This window comes from Paraburkholderia sp. EG304, from assembly GCF_046543485.1.
Lineage (GTDB): Bacteria > Pseudomonadota > Gammaproteobacteria > Burkholderiales > Burkholderiaceae > Paraburkholderia > Paraburkholderia youngii.
Map to the genome: position 1 here is coordinate 210,160 of NZ_JBKGUA010000008.1, position 25,307 is coordinate 235,466.

A 25,307-nucleotide genomic window follows, 5' to 3' on the forward strand; every position below is an offset into this window, starting at 1 on the left:
CCGGGATCGCGGCGGCATTACGCGGCCAGACGCTTCAGTCGGTGCCCGGCTGAATGCCGAAGGCACTCTGCACGGCCTCGAATCGCGAATTGACGTTCAGTTTCTCGAACACATTCTTCATATGCCATTTGACCGTCTCGGGCGCCAGATTCAGCGATCGCCCGATTTCCTTGTTGGACAGCCCGCGAGCGACGTAGCCCAGTATTTCGAGTTCGCGCGCGCTCAGTGTGCCCGGCGTCACCTTGTTGCCGGCATAGCCCGGCGAAGATGATGGCGTGTCATCCGCTTCGTCGAAAGCCGACAGCACCGTGCCGATATACGTCGCGTGCCCGCTCGCGATTTCCGATGGCGTGCGGCGAAACCGGTCCAGCAATGCACGCATCGGCGCTCCCTCGTCCACGAAGCTATTGATCATCCCCATCGCGCCGCCGATCCGCAGCGCGTTTCCCAGCGCCGCGAACGCCTGGTCCGAAGCACCGTTCTGCTCGTGCGCGAGAGCAAGCAGCAACGAAACCACGGCCTCGGCATAGCGCCAGCCCAGTGCAACCAGATTGTCGAGTAAGCGCGAAAGAAAACCGACGGCGTCCGCGGCGGCATTTTCGGCGAGCAGAACACGGGCTTGCAGCACACAGTAGCTTGACCACGTTTCCATCGCCGAGCCCCGTCGCCCTTCGCATATCATCGGTACGCTCGCGCTCAGTTCGTCGGCGACCTGTCGCGCCTCGATCACCCTACCGTCGGCAAGCAGCTGCCGAACGGATTCCGCATCGCACGCGAGCTTCAGACGCAACCATCGACGGGTAATCGCGAGCTGTCGACCGTCCTCGAGTACGGCCAGCGCCGGCCCCTTTTTGCCATCGCGCCACAGCAGGCGCGACGAGGTGAGCATATAGCGCATCAACGCGGCGAGCGGCGAGCTCTCCAGCGCGATGGTCATGCGACCGTCGATCAACTTCCGCGCCTTGGACAGCTCGTTGCACTCGTAGTAAATCGACGCAAGGCAACCGGAAACCGCGGCCGCGGCCGCCGACCACTCCCCCAGCTTGTCTTCGGAGTAGCGCATTGCGATCTCCATCACGCGCCTCGCATCGGGAAGATCGCCGTGTATCAGTGCGGCGACGCCGTACACCGCGTCGCGCAGCATATCCGCGCTGTTCGGCTTCCGGCTGAGCCCAACCTGATCGACCCGCGCTCTCCACACGCGCGAGATATAGGCGAACTGCCCTCTATACATCAAGCCGAAAATCTCTGCGCTTTGCCCGTATTGGCGAACCCAAGGTTCCGCAGGCGCCGTCGATGCCTCGACGGCACGCCCGAGTTCCAGCGCATGCTCGCTGTCATCGTTCACACAAGCGATCACCGCGCGGATCGCGTTGATCTCCGCCCACGCGATCTCGTCGGCTACCGTCCGATCATCACGGGCCATACGCTCGAACTCGTCGGCAATCTCGCTGATCTCCTTCGACGCGCGCGCGGTTTCGAGCGACATCGCGAGTGCCCACGCTTTCGCCAGACGCAAGCGCAGTCGACCCACGATCACGTCCGGCGGAAGTTTGCGAATCCAGCCCGGCAGCATGAACGGGTCGCCGCGTTGAAGCATCTCCATCGCACAGTTTTCGGCCCACTGCGCCGCCTGCCCGATGTCGCCCGCGGCCAGCGCATGTCGCACGGCTTCGGGCCACAGGCGCGCCCGTGCGAACCAGAGGCTGGCCCGGCGATGCAGTAACGGAACCTGTCGTGGCGTCTGACGCATCAGACGGCGGCGCAGCGCATCGCTCAGCAGCGCGTGATAGCGATACCAGCTTTGCGTTTCATCGAGCGGCCGGATGAACACGTTATGACGCTCGAGCCAGTCGAGCTTCTCTCCGCTGTCGCCTTCTCCCCCCATGACGTCGTCGCAGAGCGTCGCGGTAAGCCGTTCGAGAATCGACGTGTACAGCAGAAACGTCAGCATATGCGGCGGCAAATGCGCAAACACCGTATCGTTCAGATAGCGATCGATGCCGAACCGGGAACCGGCGAGATGACTGGCGAGCGCGGCCACGTCATCGACCCGGTTCAGTCCGAGCGAAGCCAGTTGTAAGCCGGCAACCCATCGCTCGGTCGCGCTGTTCAACAGTTCGACGCTGTTGCGGTTGAGCAGCGCATTACCGGTGTGCTGGAAAAACGCTTGAGCATCGTCGAGCGAAAAGCGCAGATCGTCGACGGTCACACGTGAAAGTTTGTCGGGCGAGCGCAGCGCGCTCAGCGACAACGCCGGTTCGCCGCGCGCGCCGAGCAGCACGTGCAGGTTGTCGGGCGCGTAGCGCAGCAGGCGCGACACGATCGCGAGAACGGGTTTCGCGCTGAGGCGGTCGACGTCGTCGAGCACGAGGAAAACCCCGCGGCCGTATGCGGCGATGCCATTGAGCAGCACTGAAATGAGCGTTCTGACCGGCGTGTGCGCATCGTTATCGAGGAGTTGCTGCGCCTGCCACGCGATCTCCTTCGACGCCCGACAAACCGTCGCCACCAGATAGGCGCCGAGTTGCTGCGGATCGTCGTCTTCCGCATCGAGACTGAGCCACGCAACGGGACGCTTCTTTCTCGCTTGCGCTTCGCTCCACGCGGCAAGCAAAGTCGTTTTGCCGAAACCCGCGGGCGCGGTCACGACCGTAATGTGACGCGGACGTCGTTCATCGAGTCGCCGGAGCAAGGCCGGCCGTTGCACGCAACCCGCGGGAAGACGCGGCGGCATCATCTTGGTCTGGATCAGCGACACGATCCATTCACGCTCGAAACTATCAGCGGGTGTATTCATGAGTGGTCCTCTCACCGGCTATCCGTGAGAGGCATGGAGGGGTCGTTGTGAATTTGTCTTGAAGATACGCCGAACCGTGTGACGACTCAATGCAGAACCGCGCAACGAGCCGCGAGGACCGGTATCCGCTTCGGGTCGCACAGGGTCCGGTCGAATCGCTAGCGCAGATTGCTTCGCGCGCGCTGCGCGGGCGTGCCGATCTCCGCGACGGGATCGTCCGGTTCGCAGACCTCCGGGGCCTGCGCAACCGCACTGCCGGCATCGACCTCGTCGAGCCGGTAACCGTGCGTATAGACGGTCGTCAATCGCACGCCGTTGTCCGGCCGCAGCGCCAGCTTGCGTCGAAGCCGGTAGATGTGCGTGTCGATCGTGCGCGAGGTACTGTCCAGTTCGCGGCCCCACGCAAGCTTTGCCAGAAGCCGTTTGGAAACGACCCGTCCGACGTTCGCGAAGAAATAGGCGGCCACGTCGAATTCCTTTTCCGTCAACAGAATCGATTCGCCGTGCAGAAAAACGCTGCGCTGCGTGACGTCGAAGATATATGGCCCAACCGCGATGGCGCTTTCCACTTTTATGCTGCGCCGTGTGCGACGCAATAGTGCGCCGACCCTTGCCCCCAGCTCTTTGGCCCGGAACGGCTTGACGACGTAGTCATCCGCGCCGGCGTCCAGCGCCTGCACGATGTCGACTTCCAGAAGCCGGCTGGTCACGAACAGCACCGCGGGTTCGCGGCCCAGATGACGGCGTATCCAGTACAGCACCTCGAAGCCGCTCATGCCCGGTAATTCCCAGTCGAGCACAACCAGATCGACCTCGTTGGTCTGCAGAAAACTGATTGCGTCCTTGCCCCGTTCGACCTTGCTGATTCGATGTCCGGACTGTCCGATTTCCCTTTCGACCGAATCAGCTTGTACGGGATCGTCTTCCACCAACAGGATATTCATCTATCACCTTTTTTCCTTCTCGCTGCCGACTGGAAGACCGGCCCCCCACAAATGCGGCGAAAGACATTTGTATCGGGAATTCCACTCACACGAGCAACCAGTTCAAACAGGACGAAAAAGCCAACCTACAAATCGCATACGGCACCGGGTAAGCGTGAGCGGCCAGTTGAGCCGGTCCCGTAGGCCTTGTGAATTTCGAGAAGAACGATAGAGCCAGTCGCTTTTCAAATCCCCCCCTTCGCGGAGGGGGGATGGCGTTTTGGAAGGGGGGGTCATCTAGCGTGGTCGGCCCCCCGACTATGTTCGAACGGTCCGTGTCACCACTGATATCCGACACCGGCGCCCACCACACTGCCCGAAGCGCTCGTACTGACGCCGCCCTTGACCTTCAGGTTGTCGGTCACGCGCGCAGGGAAGCCGATCGCAACCGGGCTGTGTAGCCCTTTTGTAGTTGCCCGAGCCGATTCCGACCGCGAGGGTCCTGCTGGGGTCGACGTCAGGGATCATCGTCAGCGCGGTCGCGCCGGCGATGCCGGCGAGAATGCGGTGTAAGCGTCGCGATCGACGACTTCGGCGCGGGGTGCTGGTCTCTCGGCATTCTTCACCATCCCGGCATCGACACGTTGAAGCTGGACCGCAGGTTCATGCGCGATGTTCGGGACGATGCGAATTCGAGAGTCGTGGTCGAATCGCTGATCGAGCTTGGAAGACGACTTGGGAAGCGGGTCGTCGTAGAGGGTGTCGAAACGGCCGCAGATCGCAGCCGAACAGATAGGCAGGCTGGTTGCTCAGCTTGGCCTCGTTCTTTGACCAGATGCGCGTTCCAGCCCCCAGGTTTTGACGGCGAAATGATCGCGGCCGAGGCCCGCGGCGGCGCGCCACAAATGCACCGTCGCCACCACCGGCCCGGCCGGGATTAGCTTTACACTCCGCTCCCGCCCACGGTCCGCTGACTCTTCCACTGCCCCTGCTGCACCTCGAACAGCGTATAAGGCGGCTTGATCAGATCTCCATGCGGATCGAACGCGATCTTCCCCGTCACGCCTGTTATGTTCACTTTCGGGAAAGCCGCGACGATCTTCGCGCGATCGAGCGAGTCCGCGTTCTGGATCGCCTGAATCATCGCCAGCGCGGCGTCGTAGGCGAACGGCGCATACAGCTCGACGTCCTGATTGAAACGCGCCTTGTAGCGCTTGCCGAACTCCTGCGCGGACGGCAGCTTGTCGAGCGCAGGACCGGGCTCGAGATCGCGCGTGCCCTCGCCCGCGTTGCCCGCAATCTGCAGGAACGCGTTGCTCTTCAGCGCCCCCGCGCCAAACAGTTGCGCGGGCATGCCGAGCGAGCGCATCTGCTTGACCAGCATCGCGCCCTGCTCGTCGAGTCCGCCGAAAAAGATCAGGTCGACGTTTTTCTGCTTCAACGAAGTCAGGATCGCGCGCAGATCGACCGCCTTGTCGTTCGTGAATTCGCGATCGACGACATTGCCGTTCGCCTGCTTCGCGCCCTTCTCGAAGGCATCGGCGAGACCCTGGCCGAACGCGGTGCGATCGTCGATGATGCCGATGCGCTTCGCCTTCAACTGCTGCACCGCGAACTCGCCTGCAATCACACCGCCCACGCCGTCGTGACCCATCGTGCGGAATACGTTCGCGAAACCCTGTGCCGTGAGCGCCGGATTCGTCGAGCCCGGCGTGATCATCGCGACGTTCGCCGTGTGATAGACGGCCGAGGCCGGAATGCTGCAGCCCGAGTTGTAATGGCCGATCACGCCGACCGCGCCGTCGTCGACGAGCTTCTGCGCGACCTGGATCGCGATGCGCGGATCGGCCTGATCGTCCTGCACGTCGAGCACGTATTTGACGGGTTTGCCGCCGATCATCGGATGCTTCGCGTTTGCTTCGTCCACCGCGAGCTGCGCGCCGTTCTGCAGATCCTTGCCGACCCGCGCGACCGGTCCGGTCAGCGGTCCGACGAAGCCGATCTTGACGATTTGCGGCTCGGCGCCGTACGACGGCGCATGCGCGCACAACATCCCAAGGGCGAGTGCGACAACCAGGTTTCTGCGTTTCATGATGTCCGTCCTCTTCCGTGCAGCAGTTGCGGTGGTTAAAAACGACGCGGGCTATAAGGCGCGAGATCGAGCGGCGGCACGCGTCCCGCCACCAGATCGGCGACGACGCTGCCCGTCACGCCGCCCAGCGTGACGCCCAGATGCTGATGACCGAATGCGTAGACGACGCGCGGCGACGCGCTCGACGCTCCGACGACCGGCAGACCGTCGGGCAGGCTCGGCCGGAAACCGAGCCAGTCGCTATCAGGCTGCGTCAATTGCGGCAGCGCGAGCCGCGCGGAGCGCGTGATCAGATCGAGCAGCGCGGCATTGCGCTGCGGTCCATAGCCGCCCAGTTCGACGGTGCCCGCCGCGCGGATGCCGCCGTCCATCGGCACCATGTAGAAGCCGCGCTCGGCCCAGCCGCACGGCCGTGAAATCAGCGACGAAGTGCCGGGGAAGCGCACGTGATAGCCGCGCTCGGTATCGAGCGGTACGCGGTCGCCGCATTGGCGCGCAAAGCGGCCGGAAAATGCGCCGGCACAGACGACCGCTTGCGCGGCATCGTATGCGCGACCCGCTTCGTCGACGATGCGCACGCTGGCGGCGCCCGGCACCAGCGCGCGAACCGCGACGCGCTCATGCCTGAGACCGCGAGCGAGCAACGCCGCGTGCAGCGCCTGCAGAAAGCCGCGCGGGTCGCCGAGGAACCAGCTGCCGTTGAACAACGTGCCGTGCGCAAAGATCGGCGCGAGATTCGGTTCGAGTGCGGCGATGCCGGCGCGGTCGAAGTTTTCGAAGCGCACGCCGAGCGAGCGGCGCAACGCGAGCGACGGCTGGGCCGCGTCGAACGACGCCGCATTCGAATACAGGTACAGGCATTCGCGCGGCCGCACGAAGCACGACAGGTCGTCGCTTTCGAGCATCTCGCGGTAACCGTCGAACGCGCGCGACAGCAGGCTTGCGAGCGCTTGAGCGCTGTGCTCGTAGCGCCGCGGCATCGACGCCCATAGAAAGCGCGCGAGCCAGGGCGCGAGTTGCGGCAGATAGCGCCAGCGAATCCGCAGCGGACTCGTCGGCGAAAACAGGAAACGCGGCAGATTGCGGAACACCGCCGGGTTGTTCACCGGAATGCAGCCGTAGTTGGCGAACGTGCCCGCATTGCCATATGACGTGGCCTCGCCCGGACCCAGTGCGTCGAACAGCGTGACGTGGTGACCGTCGCGCATCAGCCAGTAGGCGCTCGACACGCCGATGAAGCCCGCTCCCAGCACGGCGACTTCGCTCATCGCGCTCGCCGGCCGGCCGCACTGGCCGCCCGACCCGAACTTGCGCCGGATGCACCGACCGGCAGGAGCGTGCTCTGCTGCTCTGTCACGACCGTCCCTCCTGTACTACAGTTGCGCGTCGTCTTTGGACACAGCGCCACACAAATCATGATTTAATACTCACACAAAGTTTTTTTGTGTGCAATTAATTTGGCTTTGTGTGGACTTAGGTACTTTCCCCGAGCGAAACGGGCTGGCATCGTGCAGTTCGAGGTACTTCCGGTTGCCGATCCGACTCCGAAGGGGTTTAGTATTGGCTTGTCCCGCACGCTCGGACGAGTTTTTGTATGGAGATTCACGCTGGATGAAAAGCGCCATTGACCACACAAACGGTGAGGACGTTCTCCAGACAAAGGGCCGTCAGCCGACTTATCTCGAAGTGTCGCGCAGCCTCGAGGAAAAAGTCCGCAGCGGCCTCTACCCGCCGGGCAGCCGTCTGCCGCCGCAGCGCGAACTCGCGTTGGAGCTGGGCCTGAATGTCTCCACCGTGTCGCGCGCGTACAAGGAGTTGCAGGCGCGAGGGCTGATCGTCGCGAGCAAGCGGCGCGGCTCGATCGTCACCGGCGGCGCCATGCCTGCCGTGCATGCCCGCGGTGACAACACATCGGCAAGCGGCCACGCCGACGCGAACGCCGTGCTCGACCTGACCGTGAACCGGCCTGCCACCGGTGAATTCCTCACCCAGCTCGCGCGGACGATGGCACAGATCGCGCACGATCCCCGCTATCCGCAGACTCAGGAATATCAGCCGCCGCAGGGCCCCGAATGGGCGCGGGCCGCGGGCGCGCAATGGCTCGCCGCGCCCGGCTTCACGCCCGGCGCCGACAGCGTGGTCGTGACGAGCGGCGCGCAGCATGGCCTGTATGCGGTGCTGAGCAGCCTGATGGGACATGAAGGCGTGATCCTGTCGGATCAGCTGACCTACTACGGCCTGAAAGCCCTGGCGCCGGTGTTTCAGTTCGAACTCGTCGGCATTCCGAGCGACGACGAAGGGCTGCTGCCCGACCGTCTAGAAGACGCGTGCCGGCATCGGCGCGTGAAGGCGATCTTCACGGTGCCGAATCTGCAGAACCCGACCGTCGTGACGATGAGCCTCGCGCGCCGCGCGGCGCTCGCCGACATCGCGCGCCGGCATCACATCGTGATCATTGAAGACGACGTGTACGGCCCGCTGCTGCAAGCGCGCCTGCCGACGATTGCGAGCCTGTGCCCCGAGTTGACCTTCCACATCACGTCGACGTCGAAGATCCTCGCACCGGGCCTGCGCATAGGCTATCTGCACACGCCGCCGCATGGCGCGGCGCTGGCCGCGGAAGCGGTGCGCACGACCGCGTGGATGCCCGCGCCGCTGTCGACGCTGATCGCCACGCGCTGGATCGAGGACGGCACCGCGCAGACGATCCTCGACGCGCAACGCACCGAGTTGCGCGCGCGCCAGGAGATCGCGCGCGAATTACTGCCCGCCGAGCATCTGAAGAGCGATCCCGCATGCATGTTCGTGTGGTTGCGCGTGCCGCCGCCGTGGCGCTCGGACGATTTCGCGGCCAACGCGCTCGCCCGCGGCGTCAACACGATGCCGGCCTCCGCGTTCGCGGTGGATCGCTCGACGGTCGAACACGGCGTGCGCATCAATCTCGCTTGCGCCGAGTCGCGCGAGCAGTTGACGCGCGGCCTGCAAATTCTCGCGCACACGCTGCGCGACCGGCCGCGCGCGCTGTTCGGCACGATCTAGACTGCGGTGGAAGCATCGGGCGGAGCCGCTAGAATACGGCACGACCCTGCCCCTGCCGAGCCGCCTTCATCCGATGACTCCGTCCGACGATTCAAGCCCCTCCTCGCGCACGCCCGCCGCTGATGCGCTGTTCGCGTTCCTGAAGACGCTGCCGCTCGGCGACCGCTTGATCGAGGGTGGCTTCATGGCCGTGCAGGCGGTGGCGGGCGCGAGTCTGGCGTTCGGCATCGGCCGCGCGCTGCACACCGAGCAGGCGTTCTGGGCCGCGATCACCGCGATCGCGGTGAGCCAGCACAGCTATATCGACACTCGCAAGCTGTCGCGCGACCAGTTCATCGGCGCGATGGTCGGCGGCATCTGCGGGCTGATCGGCACGCTCTTGGGCGGCGGCCATTTTGCCGCGTACGCGGCGACCGTCGCGGCCGCGATCCTGATCTGCTGGGTCGTCAACGTCGGCAGCGCGGCGCGCCTCGGCGGCATCACGGCTACGATCATGCTGCTGGTGCCAGGCATCGGTCCCGCGTGGGACAAGGCCTTTCTGCGGCTTGCCGAAGTGACGCTCGGGACGGTCTGCGCGCTCGTAGTCGCGCGGCTGATGGCGTCGCTCGAAAGACGTGCGTTCAGAAAGGGCGAAACGCCCAAATAGAATCACACGCGCGCGTCGATTCTTTGGTCAGTCGTCCGGAGCATCGTCCGTTTGCGTGCGGCGCCGGTAGCGTCCCGGCGTCACGCCGACGCTTTGCGCGAACGCCTTGCCGAACGCCGCCTCCGACTGATAGCCGACCGCCTCGCCGATGTCCGCGGCGCTGCGTTGCGTGCGCAACAGCAGGTCGCTGGCGATCGCCATGCGGATCTGCGTCAGAAAATCCATCACGGTCACCCCCGCGCGCTCGTTGAAGCGGCGCGCGTAGGTCGCGCGCGACATCGCGGCGCGCTCGCCGAGTTCAGAGATGGTCCACGCGCGTTCGGGCGCGTCGAGCATCGCTTGCACCGATGCGCCAAGCCGTCCGTCCGTCAGCAACGCGAGCATGCCGGCGCTGTTCGCATTGCGCTCGCCGTGCACGCGCAGTGCCATCGCGAACAGCGCGTGGCTCAAGGCCGTGACGATGGTCAGCGCGCCAGGCTGACGCCGCGCCGCTTCATTGCGCATCAAGGTGATCACCGTTTGCAACGCATCGAGCGTTTGCGCGTTCCCGAGCGACACGTGCAGCGGATCGGGCAGCGCATTGAGCAGCAACGCCGACGAACCGGGCGCATAGACGAAGCGGCCGCACAGCAGATCGACGCCGTCATGAATCGCGGTGTGGTTGGGCGTCTGCGCGGATGTGGCGGCTTCCTCACCATCGTTGCGCCGCACCGGCAGCATACCGTCGTGCCCGAGCGTCAGCGGCAGGCCGCCCGCCGAGCGCATCACGTCGCGCACGCGATGCGCGGCGCCACGCGGAAACATCATGAAATCGCCAGCCTTCAGTTCGAGTTGCGCGCCGGCCGCGGTCTCGATCACGCAACTGCCGTCGAGCACCAGATGAAACGGCGCGACACCCCCCTCCAGCGGCGCGTGATCGATATCGAATGCGCCCGATAGCAGGCAGCGAAGATCGAGGCTCGCTTGCGGGCGGGCAAGGTCGATCAGGCGACTGAGCGTGTCCATGAGACGAGCGCGCTAAAAGTTGAGTGGAATGAGTATTCAGGATATCGCGGCGCGGCGCAATACTGTTTCCACGACGACGGCAACCGCCGTCGCGCAACAGACCAAGGAGCACTGCCATGTTGAACTGGATCGATTACCGCAAGGAACTGTTCGGCCGTATCGGCGAAATGTCGAAACTCGCGCCGGAGAGCGTGAAGGCGTATCAGGCGATGTCGAGCGCCGGTCAGAAGACCGATCTGCTCGGTGCGAAGACGCGCGAGCTGATTGCGCTCGCGGTTGCGGTGAGCCTGCGCTGTGACGGCTGTATCACGGTCCATACGGCCGAGGCGCTGAAGCACGGCGCGACCCGCGAGGAAATCGCCGAAGCGCTCGGCGTCGCGATGGCGGTCAACGCGGGCGCGACGCTGGTGTACTCGGCTCGCACGCTGGACGCGGTCGCCGCGCATACGCAGGGGTAAGCGAGTCGATGATGAGCCGGGGCGCTCGCTAAATCATCGTTTGGCGTAACACGCCGCATCGGCCGATCATGTTCGGCGATGCGGCGCGCGGCCTTTGTTGAAGCAATTTATGAAGCGCGTATCAGCCTGCTCGCGACCTTTCGTCAGAACTGGATCGTCGTGCGCAAGCCGAGAACCGCTTCGTTCCTGATGCGCTGGGACGAATCGTCCGGGTCCGGAATCCCGCCGCCCGGCCGCCAGAAGTACTGGAAGTCCGCTTGCAGCATCCACCACGGCGCGACCTGGTATTGATAGGTGGCTTCGAGCACGGTCTCCGCGCTGCGCGACGGATAGCCCGGCGTGTACAACGCCTGCGCGCTCGCCAGATTCTGCGCGTGCGAGCCGATCTTTGCATAGCCGAGCGCGAGCCCGACCACATCGTTGTCGCGGCCCTTGAACGGCGCCTTTAGCGTGACGCCCGCGTTGACGCCGAGATCGACCAGATTACGATCGCCCGGCGCACCCATGATGCGAGCGAACACGCCGACCGACTGCGGACTGTCGGGGCCCGCGCGCCACACCATCTGATCGGCGACTGCGTAGAAGCTGTAGTTGCCGCGATGACTCGTCGGCACGCCGTTGCTCGCCGGATTCGCCAGCGACAGGCCGCCGGTGTCGAAACCCTGATCCGCGAAGTGGTTGCTGTTGTACCAGAAGCCGAGCTTGTAGGTGCCGGGCAGGCCAGCCGGCCTCGGATCGGAAGAATTCGCCGACAGCTGGTTGATCGCGTACTGCAATTCGCCGATCACGAGCGCGCCGTTGCCGAGATTGAAGTTCGTGCCGCTCGCGTTGAGCTTTTGCGGATCGCCGACGCCTGGCGCCGGATTGCCGTCGAATACGCCGCCCAACACTGTGACGCCGTTCGCGAACGATGCGCGCGCCCTCACACCGAGCGACGACAGCGGATAGGCCGGCCCGCCCGCGGGCAGATCGACGGCCGGCAGCACCGGCCAGCCAAACGTTGCGTTCATGAAGGTGGCTGCGTACTGGCTGACCATGAACTCCTGGTCGAGACTCTGCTGGCCGATCTTCACATCGACGTTGCCGAGCGACTGCTGATACCACAGTTCCCACAGACGGGTGGCGGCGTCGGCTTCGATCCCGCTCGCGGTTTGCAGTGTTTGCAGATTTCTGGCGGTCAGGCTCGTGCCGTGAATCTGCAGACCGGAGACATTGAAGGTGCCGCCCGGCAATCCGAAGGCCTTTTCCGTATCGACGACGAGTCCGAACCCGGTCAAGCCTTGATAGGCACCGCCGCGATTCGTGCCGCCCGACAGGTTGCCCATGTACTCGCTGGTCTCCTGCAGATTGAACGTCACACCGTAGTTGCCGAGCCAGGGACGCAGGCCGCCCATTTCGCCGAAGAGGTTCGAGCGCTCCCACAGTCCGCTCGGCGCTGCGACGGTCTGATCGGCGGGCGCCGCGTTGTCCGTGGCGCCGGGAACCGGTGCGGCCGGTGCAGTCGATGGTGCTGTTTGCGCAGGCGTGGCTTCGCCGGGTGTCTGCGCGAACCCGCAAGGAACGAGGCCGAGAGAAAGGACCGCAGTCACCGCGATGGAACCGCCGGAGCCCAGTAGTCTGTGCTTGTCGATATTTTTCATCGGTTATTGGGGATTGGAGTTATGGGCGGATCGCTCCGTCGTGATTCGCACATGCGCACCGAGGTGTGCGAAAGATCCGGCAAACAGCAAGCGCAAATGCGAAAGCGCAACCGCCTGTGCAGGCAGGCTCGCAGACGACGATCAAAAAAGAGCAGGCGTGCTACAGAAAACCGGCAGCAAGGCCGCTTGGAATTGAAGCGCGCTAACCCGACTTGGGGCGAGTTAGCGGCGAAGGAGTGAACCTGCGGCGACTATCTCGCGGTGGTGCTGCCGGCGCTGGCCGGCATCGGACTTCCACTTTCTGGACAAGGGTCCATGGACGACTCCTTCGATACGTTGGGGCGGATTGTATTGACATGCTCCGCAAAAGCGCAAGTAAAAATCGCGCAAAGACGACATCGGGTTCTTGGGGGCTCGCGCAATGATTCTCAAACTCGTCGAGCAAGCCTTCGTTGAAAAATGTTGGCTCTGCTTACAGAACCAGGTTGACTCCGGGTTTTTACCGCGTCTAGAATTCGCCCGTCTTCCCGAATGAGGCTGATGCCTTGGACACCTGCAGTAGTCAATCTTCGAACAGTTTCACTGCCTGACCGGCAGAACGTCCGCGCCCTCTTCCTCGCGCCGCCGTTCCGCCAGCAGGCAGAACGGTGCGCGCCGTAGCAAAGCTCCTTCGTGCACCTCGATCATTAGCGCCATGTGGACGCGGCCTTCCCTCGTCCGCACTGGCACGCCCTCGCAAGCCTTCTGGTTTGCGGCCGACGCTCGCCCATACCCGCGCCTGCTCGCGGGTTCGGGCGAGTCCGGCAGAACCACGCTGCGCGCCTGCGCGCAGTTCAACCCGACGAGGAGCCGACATGCCCGACGGTGACAGTTGTTGTTTATGCCACTTGCCTTCAGCCTTACAGAAGGAAAGCAGCTAGCACCCTGACGCCGCGCCAAGCGTGCGACGTTGGACCGTCTGCCCGCTTTCCGCTTGCCGCGTCGCACACGACGCGCGGAGAAACGTCATGAATTTCGCTCTGCTTTTGCCGCATCTGCCTTATCGCAACGAGTCGCGTGCTCACTACGAGTCGCTTCTATCGCTCGCTCCGGTCCGATCGAATCGGCTCGCCACGCTGTGGCGCCGCATCGGCTCGCTGTTCTCTTAAGTTCTGCCAAGCTGGTGTCACGAATCAACGCCATCATCGAAAGATTGTGGCGTTGCCTCGTCGTGACCGTTGTTTGCTGAACAGTCCTTTTATCAACTTGCAATTCGTCATGTTCCAACTCAACGATCCGTCGCGAATCGATGCGCAGGCCACCACCCTGTACGGCGTCACGACTTCGCTGCTCACAAATACTCACGGCCACGGAGGTGATTGATGGAGTTCGGTTTCAATCTGAACCGCACCGCCAATGCATCCGCCCGGCGGCTGCTTCCAAACGGCTGGGACTTCGTCGCATTCCCGCTGATCATCTGCCTGATCGCGATGGCGTCGATCGGCTTTCACGAGACGCTCGCGCCGATGTCGACGCTAAAGACCCAGGCGATCTCGCTCGATCCGGCCAACCTGCCCGAGTACGCGATGCGCACCACGCTGCGCATGCTCGCGGCGATGGTCGCCTCGCTGATCTTCACGCTGGTCTACGGCACGCTGGCCGCCAGGAGCCGCCGTGCCGGCCTCGTGCTGGTGCCGATTCTCGACATCCTGCAGTCGGTGCCGGTGCTCGGCTACATCTCGTTTACGGTCACCTTCTTCCTCGCGATGTTCCCGGGCCGCGTGCTCGGCGCCGAGCTCGCCGCGATCTTCGCGATCTTCACGAGCCAGGCGTGGAACATGACGTTCAGCTTCTACCAGTCGCTGCGCACGGTGCCGCGCGACCTCGATGAAGTGTCGCGCGGCTTTCACCTGACCTCGTGGCAGCGCTTCTGGAAGCTCGAAGTGCCGTTCTCGATGCCGGGCCTGATCTGGAACATGATGATGTCGATGTCGGGCGGCTGGTTTTTCGTGGTGGCTTCCGAAGCGATCACGGTCGGCAACAACACGATTACGCTGCCGGGCATCGGCGCCTACCTCGCGCAGGCGATCAGCGACAAGAACCTGCACGCGATCGGCTGGGTCATCCTCGCGATGACGGTCGTGATCCTCGCCTATGACCAGCTGCTGTTCCGTCCGCTCGTCGCGTGGGCCGACAAGTTCCGCATGGAGACCACGAGTTCGGGCAACGCGCCGCAGTCCTGGCTGCTCGACATGATGCGGCGCACACGTCTGATTCACCAGTTGCTGACGCCGGCGGGCGTGATGCTCGCGAGCACCGCGCGCATCCCTTTGCGTGTGCCTTTCGCGAGCGTCCGGCGTGCCAGCCGAGCGCGCAGCGACACGTCGACACGCGTCGCAGACATCGTGTGGGGCGTGCTCGTATTCGTGCTGACGGTCTATGTGATCTATCGCGTCGTCGCCTATGTGCGTACCGGCGTGACGCTCGACGAGGTCGGTCACGTGTTCCTGCTCGGGCTCATCACGCTGCTGCGCGTCGCCGTGCTGATCGCGATCTCGTCGCTGATCTGGGTGCCGATCGGCGTGTTGATCGGCCTGCGTCCGGCGCTCGCCGAGAAGGTCCAGCCGCTCGCGCAATTTCTCGCCGCGTTTCCCGCGAATCTGCTGTTCCCGGTATTCGTAATCGTGATCGTGCGCTTTCATCTGAATCCGGATATCTGGCTGTCGCCGCTGATCGTGCTCGGCACGCAGTGGTACATCCTGTTCAACGTGATCGCGGGCGCGACCGCCTATCCGAACGACTACCGCGAGGCGGCCACCAATTTCCGCATCCGCGGCTGGCAATGGTGGCGCCAGGTGATGCTGCCGGGCGTGTTCCCTTACTACGTGACCGGCGCGATCACCGCATCGGGCGGCGCGTGGAACGCGAGCATCGTGTCCGAGTTCGTCCAGTGGGGCGATACCAATGTGGTCGCACACGGCCTCGGCGCCTATATCGCCGAGACGACCGCCGCCGGCGACTTTCCGAAAATCATCCTTGGCGTCGCCGTGATGGCGCTATTCGTCACGCTGTTCAACCGCGCGCTGTGGCGCCCCCTGTATGCCTTCGCCGAATCAAGGCTCCGACTCGACCAGGAGTGAACCCATGCAAAACGTCATTCAAGCCATTCCCGCCGACCTGCCCCAGTCGTCGCCGCGCGTGGGCGCGCAAGTGCTGAACATCGAGCACGTGAGCCGCGGCTTCCATAAAAATCAGAGCGAGCTGCTGGTGCTCGACGACGTGAATCTGACGCTGCGCGAGGGCGAGATCGTCGGACTGCTCGGCCGCTCGGGCTCGGGCAAGTCGACGCTGCTGCGTATTATCGCCGGTTTGATCCGGCCGACGAGCGGCAACGTGACCTATCTGGGCAAGCCGCTCGACGGTCCAGCCGAGGGCGTCGCGATGGTATTCCAGACCTTCGCGTTGTTTCCGTGGCTGACGGTGCTGCAGAACGTCGAAGCGGGGCTGGAGGCACTCGGCGTCGGCGTCGAGGAGCGGCGCACGCGCGCGCTCGCGGCGATCGATCTGATCGGTCTCGACGGCTTCGAAAACGCGTATCCGCGCGAACTGTCGGGCGGCATGCGGCAGCGCGTCGGCTTCGCACGCGCGCTCGTCGTCGATCCGACCATCCTGCTGATGGACGAGCCGTTCTCCGCGCTCGACGTGCTGACCGCCGAAACGCTGCGTACCGACCTGCTCGACCTATGGAACCAGGACCGCATGCCGATCAAGTCGGTACTGATCGTCACGCACAACATCGAGGAAGCCGTGTTCATGTGCGATCGCATTCTCGTACTGTCGTCGAACCCCGGGCGCGTGGTGGGCGAGACCGTGGTGCCGTTCGCGCATCCGCCCAACCGGCTCGACCCGGATTTTCGCGCGCTCGTCGACGAAATCTACGCGAAGATGACCGCGCGCCCCACTGGAGCCGCGGCCAGGCGCGAACTCGAACCCGGCAGCTGGTTGCCGAACGTGTCGACGAACCTGATGGCTGGTCTGATCGAAACCCTTGCGGCAGCGCCCTATAACGGCCGCGCCGACATGCCCGAGATTGCGCGCACGCTGCAGCTGGAAGTCGACGACCTGTTCCCGATCGCGGAGATGCTGCAGTACCTCGGCTTTGCCGAAGTCAGCGAGGGCGACGTGTTTCTCACGCCGCCCGCGCACCGATTCGCCGAGGGCAGCACGCAGGAGCGCAAGATCATGTTCGCCGATCATCTGTTGCAATGCGTGCCGCTCGCCGCGCGAATCAGGAAGGTGCTCAACGAACGGCCCGGACATCGCGCGCCGCGCGTGCGCTTCGAGCAGGAACTCGAGGACCTGCTGTCCGACAGCGCGGCGCAGGAAACCCTCGATGCGGTGATCGACTGGGGCCGTTACGCGGAAATCTTCTCGTACAACGACAAGACGGAAACCTTCAGTCTCGCGGATGTCGAGACCTGAGCGGGGACCGAAACGAAATGGCCGCGGATAACCTGACGGAGGTGCTCCGCGGCCATTTTTCGGTTCGCACCGACCTTCACGGATTGATCTCGCCCGCACCGTGCCGGCCACGCAGCCGCGCGGCGATGCGGCCGAACGCGTACCACTGCTGCGCGATCAGCCCATCCCCATACGAGCGCGCGGTGCCATGCGGCGCGGGCAACTGATCGCGGATGCCGGTCGGCTCGACGGCGCGCGCCCACGACGCGGTGCCGAACAGCATGTCCCACCACGGGAACAGCACGCCGAAGTTGCAGCCGTAGCGGGTGCCTTCGTGGCCATAGCCAATTGCATGATGACGCCGATGAAACGCCGGGCTCACGATCAGCCGTTCGAGCAGCCATCCATACGCGAGGCGCGCATTCACGTGCTGCACGCTCTGCATGAAATTGCCGAGCGCGACGAGCACGACGAACTGGTTTGGCTGCACGCCGATGAATAGCGCAATGGCCGCAAAAAACACCGCTTGCAAGATGTCGTCTAAAAAGTGATTGCGGTCGTCGGCCCACAGCGACATCTGCCGCTGGCTGTGATGAACCGCATGCAGTTCCCACCACACGCCGAACCGATGTTGCCAGCGGTGATACCAGTAGCCGGCGAAATCGAGCGCGATCAGGTAGATCAGAAACGACACGAGCGGCTGATCGGTGACGCCCGGCCACAAATCATCGACCTCGATGTTGGGCACGTCGTGGATCGCCATCAGGCTCTGCCAATGGTTGAAGAACGGCTGTAGCAGAAAGAAGAATGCAAGATTGATGATGCCGAGCTTGGCGATCCACGTGTAGATCACGTCCGCGCGCAGCGCCCTGCGGTCCGCCCAAGTCTCTACCGGGCGCAGCGCTTCGAGCGGGCGCAACAGCAGATACGACACGACTATCTGCAACGCGCCGACGATCACCCAGTAGAGCGCGTCGTAAGTGTCTTCGTCGTAGCCCATCAGATTGAAGCGGTAGAAGATCGGCTGGACCACGTCGACGTACAGCAGCGTCTGCAGGGCTGAGATGCCGATGTCGAGTTGAGCGGCGAGTTCGTGAAACATGTAAAGCCTTTCGGGTTGCCTCAGTCGGGATTGGGTGCGTAGACCGGCGCGCGGTTGGCGAAATACAGTCCGTGCGGCGAGCGCCCCACCGCGATCGTATCCACCAGCCGATGCGTGCTCAGATCGATGACGCCGACGTGCCTCGCGAAGCGGAACGTGACCCATAGATAGCGCCGGTCCGCCGATAGTTCCATGTCGTCAGGGCCCGGCATCAAACCGGTGATGTCGGCCACTTTGGTCAGCGTGTTGTAATCGAGAATGCTGATCGTGTTCTCCACGCGATTCGACACGGCGATGTGCTGGCCATCGTCGAGATTGCGGAAGTTGTGCGCGCCGCGGCCCGTGTGGATCTTCTTCACGAGTTGGCGGTTTTTCCAGTCGACCACCGCGACATTGTCTTCACCGGTCATGCCGACGAGCAGATAACGATCGCCCGGCGTCATCCAGAGTCCGGCTGGCGTCTTGCCTACATGCAGCTTCCACGACACTGACTGTGTCGGCAGATCGATCGCCGCGACCTCGCCGGTGTCCTGGAGCGTGACGAACACGGTGCGGTTATCGGCTGAAAAGGTCAGGTGGCTCGGTGTCTTCGCGAGCGCAATCCGCTTCGCGAGCGTCACGCTCTCGCCATCGTAGTGATAGATATCGATGCGATCGAGCCGCAGGCCCGCGGTGACGAACCACTTGTGGTCGGGCGAAAAGCCGAGCTGGTACGGATCTTCGATGCCCTCGACACGGCGTTGCACCTGGCCGCTGTGCGGGTCGACGAACATCAGGTCGTTCGAAATCGCATCCGCGACGATCAGCGAACGGCCATCGGGCGTGATCATCAGATGATGCGGTTCCTTACCGGTCGGCTCGGTGCCGATCACTTTGTGGGTGACGGGATCGATCAACGTGAGCTGCGCTTCGCCGGAGTCGAGCACGATCACGTTGTCGGCGGCGTGGGCGAGATGAGGCGTTGTCAGCGAACAGCAAGTCAACGCCGCGAAAGCGCAGGCTTTTGTAATCGAAGCGAATGCGAATGTCACGAACCGGATAGGAGTCTGAAATACGACACGTGGGCATCGGTGCGGCCGATGCGGAAGACGACCTGCCGTATGAAGTCTACGCGCAATCGCGTGGCAAATGTGATGACCGTCGCCGCCGCGCGAGCATCAAATTCGCGCGGCCCAACGAAGACGATTCAGGCTTTCCTCAGCGTTCGCGAGAACGCCGTCGCGCTATCGCTGCACGACGTGCCGAACCTCGGCCAGTTGTTGCCGGCGCTGCTCGCCCTGCCGCTCCAGCATCCAGCCCGGATACTCGGCTGGCAGCGCGCTGACCTCGGCGAGCTTCGCGAGCTCATCGGCGGATAGCGCGACGTTGGTCGCCGCGATGTTGTCGTCGAGCTGCTCGATTTTCTTCGCGCCGACGATCACCGTGCTGACGACACGCTGATGCAGCAGCCACGCCAGCGCGATCTGTGCGACCGATACGGTCTTCGCCGCGGCCATCTCGCGCATCACGTCGATGCAGTCGTACGCGCGTTCGCGATTGACCGGCGGAAAATCGAAAGTCGTGCGACGGCTGCCCGCTTCGCCCTGCTGTTCACGTCCGTATTTGCCGCTCAGAAAACCGCCCGCGAGCGGACTCCATACCATCAGGCCGAGGCCTTCGCTTTGCAGCATCGGCACGAGTTCGCGTTCGAGATCGCGGCCCGCGAGCGTGTAATACGCCTGCAGCGTTTCGAAGCGCGCGGCGCCGAGCCGCTCTGCGATGCCGAGCGCCTTCGCAATCTGCCATGCGGCCCAGTTCGACACGCCGACATAGCGCACGTGGCCGTGCTGCACGAGCGTATCGAGGGCGCGCACGGTCTCTTCGATCGGCGTGGCCGGATCGAAACCGTGGATCTGATAGAGGTCGACGTGATCGAGTTGTAGACGCTTCAGGCTCGCCTTGATGCCGTCGAGGATGTGATAGCGCGACGCACCGCGCGCGTTGGCGAACTCGCCGGTCTGGCCGAACACCTTGGTCGCGATCACGACCTTGTCGCGCGGCACTTTCAGGTTTTTCAGCGCGTTGCCCGTGATCAGTTCGGACAGGCCGCCCGAGTAGACGTCGGCCGTGTCGATGAAATTGATGCCCGCGTCGAGCGCCCGGCCGACCAGCCGCTCCGCGTCGCTTTGCTGCAGATCGCCGATCTGCCGCCAGATGCCTTCGCCACCGCCGAAGGTCATCGTGCCCAAACACAACTCCGATACAAACACACCGGTACGGCCCAACTGGTTATATCGCATCGTCGACGCTCCATCGTGGGGACAGGGAGAATTGTGAAGCGTACTGCAAATGCCGGAGGCTGGCAGGACGGGCGCACGCGGCGAGACTACGAATTCCAGCAGTTACGCAACGCCCAACGCGCCGCACACGAGCGCCGAAAACCTGCGAGACTGACCGCTATTGCGTCGTCAGCGTCGAATGGCCCGCAACCGCAAAAACGGGCGACATTAGCGGGTACTGATCCAGCCGCCCCCACTGGATATCCCCCGCGCCGCCCTCATCTACACGAGCATGACTTCGGCAAAAACTTCCGCCGCACTCGACGCGGCGCCCCGCTCCCGCAAGGCCCGCTCCACTGCGAGCGCGGCGCAGCCCGTCGCACCCGCCTTACCGCCAGCCCCGCAGGCGCTCGCCGGCTTTCACCCGGCCGTTGCCAACTGGTTCCAGAAAACCTTCACCGCCCCGACCGACGCACAAGCGGCCGCCTGGCCGCAAATCCGCAGCGGCCGCTCGACGCTGGTCGCCGCGCCGACCGGCTCCGGCAAGACGCTGACCGCGTTCCTGTCCGCGCTGAACGACCTCGTGTCGCAAGGCCTCGCGAACGACGGCGCGCTGCCCGACGAAACGCTGGTCGTCTACGTGTCGCCGCTGAAGGCGCTGTCGAACGATATCCGTCTGAACCTGCAACTGCCGCTGCAAGGCATCGCCGCCGAACTCGACGCGCTCGGCCTGCCGCCGCTCGACATCCGCACCGCCGTGCGCACCGGCGACACCAAGCAGCAGGAACGCAACGCGCTGAAAAAACGCGCGCCGCACATTCTCGTGACGACGCCCGAGTCGCTGTACGTGCTGCTCGGCTCCGATTCGGGCCGCCGCATGCTGGCGACGGTGCGCACGGTGATCGTCGATGAGATTCACGCGCTCGCGGGCAGCAAGCGCGGCAGTCATCTCGCGCTGAGCCTCGAGCGGCTCGACGCGCTTTGCGAGCGACGCCTGCCGCGTATCGGCCTGTCGGCGACGCAAAAACCGGTCAGCGCGGTCGCGCGGTTTCTGGTCGGCGGCGCGAGTCTGGATAGCGACGTGCCGGCCGAATGCGCGGTGATCGACGTCGGCCACGTTCGCGCGCGCGACCTCGCGCTCGAGATCCCGCCGGTGCCGCTCGAAGCGGTGATGGCCAACGAAGTGTGGGAGCGCGTCTACGACCGGCTCGCCGAGCTGGTCGCGCAGCATCGCACGACGCTCGTCTTCGTCAACACGCGCCGCATGGCCGAGCGCGCCGCCCGCCATCTGACCGAGCGGCTCGGCAAGGACGCGGTCGCCGCGCATCACGGCAGCCTCGCGAAAGAACATCGTTTCGACGCCGAACAGCGCCTGAAACGCGGCGAGCTGCGCGTGCTGATCGCGACCGCGTCGCTCGAACTCGGCATCGATATCGGCGACGTCGATCTCGTCTGCCAGATGGGTTCGCCGCGCGCGATCGCGCCGTTCCTGCAACGCGTCGGCCGCTCGGGGCACCACGTCGGCGGCATGCCGAAGGGGCGGCTGTTTCCGGTCTCGCGGGACGATCTGCTCGAATGCGCGGCGCTGCTCGATTGCGTGCGGCGTGGCGAGCTCGATGCGTTGCGCATCCCGCGCGCGCCGCTCGACGTGCTCGCGCAACAGATCGTCGCGGAGGTGTCGAGCGCCGAGTGGAGCGAGGATGCGCTGTTCGAGATGCTGCGGCGTGCCGCGCCGTACGCGGATCTGCCGCGCGAGCAATACGACGCGGTGCTGCGCATGCTCGCCGATGGCTACACGAGCCGCCACGGTCCGCGTGCCGCGTATGTGCATCGCGATGCGGTTAGCGGCACCTTGCGCGGCCGGCGCGGCGGCAAGCTGGTCGCGGTGACCTCCGGCGGCACGATTCCCGAAAACGCCGATTACGCGGTCGTGCTCGAACCGCAGGCGCTCAATATCGGCACCGTCAACGAGGACTTCGCGGTCGAAAGCCTCGCCGGCGACGTATTCCAGCTCGGCAACGCGTCGTACCGGATTCTGCGCATCGAAAGCGGCCGCGTGCGGGTCGAGGATGCGCAAGGCCAGCCGCCGAACATTCCGTTCTGGCTCGGCGAGGCGCCAGGACGCAGCGACGAGCTGTCGTTCGCGGTCGCGAGATTGCGCGCGCAGGTCGAAGCCTTGCTGACGGAGAGCGAGACACAAGCAACAACGGCAACCGCCGTAGCCGCAAGCGAACGCGAGCCCGCCGCGCCGCGTCTCGACCACGCTATCGCCTGGCTCGCCGACAACCTCGCGCTCACCGAACCGGCCGCGCGCCAGATCGTCGAATACCTCGCGCGCGCCCGCGCCGCGCTCGGCGTGCTGCCGACGCAGAGCACGCTCGTGATGGAGCGCTTCTTCGACGAATCGGGCGGCACCCAGCTCGTGATCCACTCACCGTTCGGCAGCCGCGTGAATCGCGCGTGGGGGCTCGCGCTGCGCAAGCGCTTCTGCCGCAGCTTCAACTTCGAGCTGCAGGCCGCGGCCACCGAAGACGCGATCGTGCTGTCGCTGACCGGCAGCCACTCGTTCGTGCTCGACGATGTGTGGCGCTATCTGCATTCGAACAGCGCCGAGCATCTGCTGATCCAGGCGCTGCTCGATGCGCCGTTGTTCGGCGTGCGCTGGCGCTGGAACGCGACGACCTCGCTCGGCCTGCCGCGCTACACGGGCGGACGCAAGACCGCGCCGCAACTGCAGCGCATGCGCAGCGAGGATCTGCTCGCAAGCGTGTTTCCCGAGCAGGCCGCGTGTCTGGAGAACATCGTCGGCGAACGCAAGGTGCCGCGCCACCCATTAGTCGACCAAACCATCGACGACTGCCTGCACGACGCGATGGACAGCGAACGCTGGCTCGCGCTGCTACGCCAGATCGAGCGCGGCGAGCTGCGGCTCGTCGCGCGTGACCTGCCGGCGCCGTCGCCGCTCGCCGCCGAAATCCTGACCGCGAAGCCCTATGCGTATCTGGACGACGCGCCGATCGAGGAGCGCCGCACCCAGGCAGTGCTGACCCGCCGCTGGACCGACCCGGAAAGCGCCGACGATCTCGGCGCGCTCGACGCCGCCGCGATCGACAGCGTGCGCGACGAGGCCTGGCCACAAGCTCGCAACGCCGACGAAATGCACGAAGCGTTGACGGGCCTTGCGTGCATCACAGAAACCGAGGCGCGTACACAGGAGGATTGGCCCACCCTGCTTGCGGCATTGGCGAAAGCCGGCCGGGCGACGCGCTTGCCGCTGGCCGCGCAAGCAGACGCAAGCACGGGCAACCACAACGTCAGCGAAGGCGCACTGTGGCTGCCCGCCGAACGCGTGACCTGCTTCGAAGCGCTCTACCCCGGCATCGCGCGTAGTCGCTATGAGCCGCCGCTGAGCGCGCCGAAGGGCTACACCGAAAGCTGGAGCGCCGACGACGCGCTCGTGGACGTGCTGCGCGCGCGGCTGACCGGTTTCGGCCCGCAGACGGTCGACGCGATCGCGCGCCCGCTCGGTTTGCCGGCCGACCGGATCGAACCGGCGCTGATCCGTCTCGAAGCCGAAGGTTATCTGTTGCGCGGGCGCTTCACGCCGCACACGAGCCACGAAGAATGGTGCGAGCGACACCTGCTCGCACGCATCCACCGCTACACGGTCAAGCGGCTGCGGCGTGAGATCGAGCCGGTCGAGCGGCACGACTTCATGCGCTTCCTGTTCGAATGGCAGCATCTGACGCCGACCACGCGCGCCGAAGGCCGCGACGCGCTCGCCGCCGCGCTGGACCAGCTCGAAGGCTTCCAGGCCGCGGCCGGCGCATGGGAGGAGGACATCCTGCCCGCGCGGGTGCGCGCCTACACCAGCAGTTCGCTCGATGAGCTATGCCGCGCCGGCAAGATCGTCTGGACCCGCCTGACCGAGCGGGCGCGCGGCGCAGCCGGTCCGGTCCGCGGCACGCCGATCGTGCTGCTGCCGCGCGCGCAGTTGCGCGCGTGGCGCGCGCTGCTCGATCCGGCGCGTCAGGTCGAGTTGTCGGCACTCGCGCAAAGCGTGCACGACACGCTCGCGCAACACGGCGCGATGTTCTTCGACGAACTGCTCGCCGAGGTGCGCGTGCTGCGCATGGAGCTGGAAAACGCGCTCGGCGAGCTGGTCGCGGCCGGCCTCGCGAACTCGGACAGCTTCGCGGGTCTGCGCGCGTTGCTCAAGCCGGTCGCCAAACGCAACGCGTTTTCCAGCAGCCGGCGCGCGCGAACGAGTGCGCTGATCGGCGGCATGGACGACGCCGGGCGTTGGGCGCTCGTAAGCCGCCCGTCCGCCGTCGCGCCGGAACATCCGTCCGAGCGACGGAGTCAGTTGCCGCCCGAGGTGCTCGAACACGTCGCGATGACGTTGTTGCGCCGCTACGGCGTGGTGTTCTGGCGCGTGCTCGAACGCGAGGCCGAATGGCTGCCGCCGTGGCGCGATCTGCTGCGCGTGCTGCAGCGGCTCGAGGCGCGCGGCGTGATCCGCGGCGGGCGTTTCGTCAACGGGCTCGCGGGCGAACAGTTCGCGCTGCCCGAGGCGATTCCGCTGCTGCGCGAGGTGCGGCGGCAAGCGAACGACGGTGCACTGATCTGCGTCGCGGGAACCGATCCGCTGAATCTCGTCGGCACGCTGCTGGTCGGCGACAAGGTGCCGGCCGTGGCCGGCAACCGCGTGCTGTATCGCGACGGCGTGGCGGCGGCCACGCTGGTGGCCGGCAAGTTCTGGTTCGACGCGGCGCTCGACGCCAATCCGATCGAGCGCGAACGCGCCCGCGCGCTGCTCACACATCGCTTCTAACGACGTCACCGTGGCGTCGTTTCGCCACGCCCTCATGCCGCCGCGCGCGGCCGCGCCGGCCCGTGCCCAG

17 protein-coding genes and 1 pseudogene are annotated in these 25,307 nt (G+C 65.0%); 8 read left to right on the forward strand and 10 right to left on the reverse strand.

Annotated elements, in window-relative coordinates; all coding sequences use genetic code 11:
* Positions 1-34: 34 nt before the first annotated feature.
* The 3 genes and pseudogenes from ACLFKU_RS12890 to ACLFKU_RS12900 all read right to left on the reverse strand — a co-directional run.
* Positions 35-2,800 (reverse strand): LuxR C-terminal-related transcriptional regulator, encoded by a 2,766-nt coding sequence (locus ACLFKU_RS12890; RefSeq protein ID WP_410849339.1) that lies wholly within the window; start codon positions 2,798-2,800, stop codon positions 35-37.
* A gap of 158 nt (positions 2,801-2,958) precedes the next feature.
* The gene (locus tag ACLFKU_RS12895; RefSeq protein WP_410849340.1) at positions 2,959-3,744 is read right to left on the reverse strand and encodes a response regulator transcription factor; all 786 of its coding nucleotides are present in this window, start codon (positions 3,742-3,744) and stop codon (positions 2,959-2,961) included.
* 317 nt (positions 3,745-4,061) lie between these two features.
* Positions 4,062-4,281 (reverse strand): annotated as a pseudogene (locus ACLFKU_RS12900) (YadA C-terminal domain-containing protein); the annotation flags it as partial.
* A gap of 59 nt (positions 4,282-4,340) precedes the next feature.
* On the opposite strand from ACLFKU_RS12900, the gene ACLFKU_RS12905 reads away from it, so the two are divergent.
* Positions 4,341-4,664 carry an EAL domain-containing protein gene (locus tag ACLFKU_RS12905; RefSeq protein WP_410849362.1) on the forward strand — a complete coding sequence of 108 codons (324 nt, stop codon included), beginning with the start codon at positions 4,341-4,343 and terminating at the stop codon, positions 4,662-4,664.
* A gap of 2 nt (positions 4,665-4,666) precedes the next feature.
* Here the strand turns inward: ACLFKU_RS12905 and ACLFKU_RS12910 are convergent, their stop codons facing one another.
* Complete coding sequence (locus ACLFKU_RS12910) at positions 4,667-5,815, reverse strand: branched-chain amino acid ABC transporter substrate-binding protein (protein ID WP_368583743.1); 1,149 nt, start codon at positions 5,813-5,815, stop codon at positions 4,667-4,669.
* A 35-nt stretch (positions 5,816-5,850) separates the two neighbouring features.
* On the reverse strand, positions 5,851-7,083 hold the full coding sequence (locus ACLFKU_RS12915; protein ID WP_410849341.1) for an NAD(P)/FAD-dependent oxidoreductase: 1,233 nt from the start codon (positions 7,081-7,083) through the stop codon (positions 5,851-5,853).
* A 343-nt stretch (positions 7,084-7,426) separates the two neighbouring features.
* Between ACLFKU_RS12915 and ACLFKU_RS12920 the strand changes: the two genes are divergently transcribed.
* Positions 7,427-8,854, forward strand: coding sequence for a PLP-dependent aminotransferase family protein (locus ACLFKU_RS12920; RefSeq protein ID WP_410849342.1), 1,428 nt, complete (start codon positions 7,427-7,429; stop codon positions 8,852-8,854).
* A gap of 73 nt (positions 8,855-8,927) precedes the next feature.
* The gene (locus ACLFKU_RS12925; protein ID WP_410849343.1) at positions 8,928-9,500 is read left to right on the forward strand and encodes an FUSC family protein; all 573 of its coding nucleotides are present in this window, start codon (positions 8,928-8,930) and stop codon (positions 9,498-9,500) included.
* Between the two features lie 27 nt (positions 9,501-9,527).
* Here the strand turns inward: ACLFKU_RS12925 and ACLFKU_RS12930 are convergent, their stop codons facing one another.
* Entirely contained in the window at positions 9,528-10,505 is a 978-nt protein-coding gene (locus ACLFKU_RS12930; protein ID WP_410849344.1) for a cupin domain-containing protein, read from the reverse strand.
* Between the two features lie 116 nt (positions 10,506-10,621).
* Here ACLFKU_RS12930 and ACLFKU_RS12935 point away from each other — a divergent pair, with 116 nt between their 5' ends.
* A complete protein-coding gene (locus ACLFKU_RS12935; protein WP_368583739.1) occupies positions 10,622-10,963 on the forward strand; it encodes a carboxymuconolactone decarboxylase family protein in 342 nt (113 codons plus the stop codon).
* A 143-nt stretch (positions 10,964-11,106) separates the two neighbouring features.
* On the opposite strand, the gene ACLFKU_RS12940 is transcribed toward ACLFKU_RS12935, so the two are convergent.
* Positions 11,107-12,603: a carbohydrate porin gene (locus tag ACLFKU_RS12940; RefSeq protein ID WP_410849345.1), complete on the reverse strand. Its 1,497-nt coding sequence runs from the start codon at positions 12,601-12,603 to the stop codon at positions 11,107-11,109.
* A 1,007-nt stretch (positions 12,604-13,610) separates the two neighbouring features.
* Between ACLFKU_RS12940 and ACLFKU_RS12945 the strand changes: the two genes are divergently transcribed.
* From ACLFKU_RS12945 to ACLFKU_RS12955, 3 genes are all read left to right on the forward strand, one after another.
* Positions 13,611-13,751 carry a hypothetical protein gene (locus ACLFKU_RS12945; RefSeq protein ID WP_368583737.1) on the forward strand — a complete coding sequence of 47 codons (141 nt, stop codon included), beginning with the start codon at positions 13,611-13,613 and terminating at the stop codon, positions 13,749-13,751.
* A gap of 213 nt (positions 13,752-13,964) precedes the next feature.
* Complete coding sequence (locus ACLFKU_RS12950; protein WP_410849346.1) at positions 13,965-15,722, forward strand: ABC transporter permease; 1,758 nt, start codon at positions 13,965-13,967, stop codon at positions 15,720-15,722.
* A gap of 4 nt (positions 15,723-15,726) precedes the next feature.
* Complete coding sequence (locus tag ACLFKU_RS12955; RefSeq protein WP_410849347.1) at positions 15,727-17,064, forward strand: AAA-associated domain-containing protein; 1,338 nt, start codon at positions 15,727-15,729, stop codon at positions 17,062-17,064.
* Between the two features lie 76 nt (positions 17,065-17,140).
* Here the strand turns inward: ACLFKU_RS12955 and ACLFKU_RS12960 are convergent, their stop codons facing one another.
* The 3 genes from ACLFKU_RS12960 to ACLFKU_RS12970 form a co-directional block, all read right to left on the reverse strand.
* Positions 17,141-18,145: a sterol desaturase family protein gene (locus tag ACLFKU_RS12960; RefSeq protein WP_410849348.1), complete on the reverse strand. Its 1,005-nt coding sequence runs from the start codon at positions 18,143-18,145 to the stop codon at positions 17,141-17,143.
* Between the two features lie 20 nt (positions 18,146-18,165).
* Positions 18,166-19,155 (reverse strand): YncE family protein, encoded by a 990-nt coding sequence (locus ACLFKU_RS12965; RefSeq protein WP_410849363.1) that lies wholly within the window; start codon positions 19,153-19,155, stop codon positions 18,166-18,168.
* 213 nt (positions 19,156-19,368) lie between these two features.
* Positions 19,369-20,424, reverse strand: a complete 1,056-nt coding sequence (locus ACLFKU_RS12970; protein ID WP_410849349.1) for an aldo/keto reductase — start codon at positions 20,422-20,424, stop codon at positions 19,369-19,371.
* Between the two features lie 271 nt (positions 20,425-20,695).
* On the opposite strand from ACLFKU_RS12970, the gene ACLFKU_RS12975 reads away from it, so the two are divergent.
* Positions 20,696-25,237, forward strand: a complete 4,542-nt coding sequence (locus tag ACLFKU_RS12975; protein ID WP_410849350.1) for a DEAD/DEAH box helicase — start codon at positions 20,696-20,698, stop codon at positions 25,235-25,237.
* Positions 25,238-25,307 lie beyond the last annotated feature (70 nt).

What these genes read in the sequence shown, in the direction of transcription:
- ACLFKU_RS12890 (WP_410849339.1), bottom strand. Translation starts at nt 2,800, where the DNA reads ATGAATACACCCGCTGATAGTTTCGAGCGTGAATGGATCGTGTCGCTG.
- ACLFKU_RS12895 (WP_410849340.1), bottom strand. Translation starts at nt 3,744, where the DNA reads ATGAATATCCTGTTGGTGGAAGACGATCCCGTACAAGCTGATTCGGTC.
- ACLFKU_RS12910 (WP_368583743.1), bottom strand. Translation starts at nt 5,815, where the DNA reads ATGAAACGCAGAAACCTGGTTGTCGCACTCGCCCTTGGGATGTTGTGC.
- ACLFKU_RS12915 (WP_410849341.1), bottom strand. Translation starts at nt 7,083, where the DNA reads ATGAGCGAAGTCGCCGTGCTGGGAGCGGGCTTCATCGGCGTGTCGAGC.
- ACLFKU_RS12920 (WP_410849342.1), top strand. Translation starts at nt 7,427, where the DNA reads ATGAAAAGCGCCATTGACCACACAAACGGTGAGGACGTTCTCCAGACA.
- ACLFKU_RS12925 (WP_410849343.1), top strand. Translation starts at nt 8,928, where the DNA reads ATGACTCCGTCCGACGATTCAAGCCCCTCCTCGCGCACGCCCGCCGCT.
- ACLFKU_RS12930 (WP_410849344.1), bottom strand. Translation starts at nt 10,505, where the DNA reads ATGGACACGCTCAGTCGCCTGATCGACCTTGCCCGCCCGCAAGCGAGC.
- ACLFKU_RS12935 (WP_368583739.1), top strand. Translation starts at nt 10,622, where the DNA reads ATGTTGAACTGGATCGATTACCGCAAGGAACTGTTCGGCCGTATCGGC.
- ACLFKU_RS12940 (WP_410849345.1), bottom strand. Translation starts at nt 12,603, where the DNA reads ATGAAAAATATCGACAAGCACAGACTACTGGGCTCCGGCGGTTCCATC.
- ACLFKU_RS12945 (WP_368583737.1), top strand. Translation starts at nt 13,611, where the DNA reads ATGAATTTCGCTCTGCTTTTGCCGCATCTGCCTTATCGCAACGAGTCG.
- ACLFKU_RS12950 (WP_410849346.1), top strand. Translation starts at nt 13,965, where the DNA reads ATGGAGTTCGGTTTCAATCTGAACCGCACCGCCAATGCATCCGCCCGG.
- ACLFKU_RS12955 (WP_410849347.1), top strand. Translation starts at nt 15,727, where the DNA reads ATGCAAAACGTCATTCAAGCCATTCCCGCCGACCTGCCCCAGTCGTCG.
- ACLFKU_RS12960 (WP_410849348.1), bottom strand. Translation starts at nt 18,145, where the DNA reads ATGTTTCACGAACTCGCCGCTCAACTCGACATCGGCATCTCAGCCCTG.
- ACLFKU_RS12970 (WP_410849349.1), bottom strand. Translation starts at nt 20,424, where the DNA reads ATGCGATATAACCAGTTGGGCCGTACCGGTGTGTTTGTATCGGAGTTG.
- ACLFKU_RS12975 (WP_410849350.1), top strand. Translation starts at nt 20,696, where the DNA reads ATGACTTCGGCAAAAACTTCCGCCGCACTCGACGCGGCGCCCCGCTCC.